The organism is Bradyrhizobium sp. Kon58 (genome assembly GCF_055807455.1).
This window is the reverse complement of record NZ_JBVVOT010000258.1, coordinates 1-331: the sequence shown is the minus strand read 5'-3', so window position 1 is coordinate 331 and position 331 is coordinate 1. Positions and strand designations below refer to the sequence as shown.

The following is a 331-nucleotide window of genomic DNA, read 5'->3' as shown; positions in this document are numbered from 1 at the left end:
CCGGCAGTGGCGCCGGCTGCGCGCTGAGCCAACGGATGCCGATCACCCCAGAGCAAGATGCAGCCGAGCCTTATCGCCAGGTCAAAGTCAGCCTGACCCTTAGCTGCGCCATCGAACCCCTGGAAGCGATTTTGCAGACGCTGGAGTATCAGCGGCCGTTTCTGTTTGTGGATGAGCTGAGCGTGCGGCGTGGGCCCAATGCCCCCGCCAAGGGCGCGGCCGGGCAGTTGACGGTGCACCTGCTGGTGCGTGGTTATCTGCAAGCGCAGGCCGCGCCATGAGCCGTCTCGAACGCGGGCTGGTCGGGCTGGCGCTGGCCTTGGGGCTGGCC

1 protein-coding gene is annotated in these 331 nt (G+C 67.1%); it reads left to right on the top strand.

Going from position 1 to position 331, the window contains the following annotated elements; translation table 11 throughout:
* Positions 1 to 281: type II secretion system protein GspM (gene gspM, locus AC0L20_RS40375; RefSeq protein WP_473295729.1), on the top strand; the 281-nt coding region annotated here is incomplete at its 5' end.
* Between the last annotated feature and the right edge of the window lie 50 nt (positions 282 to 331).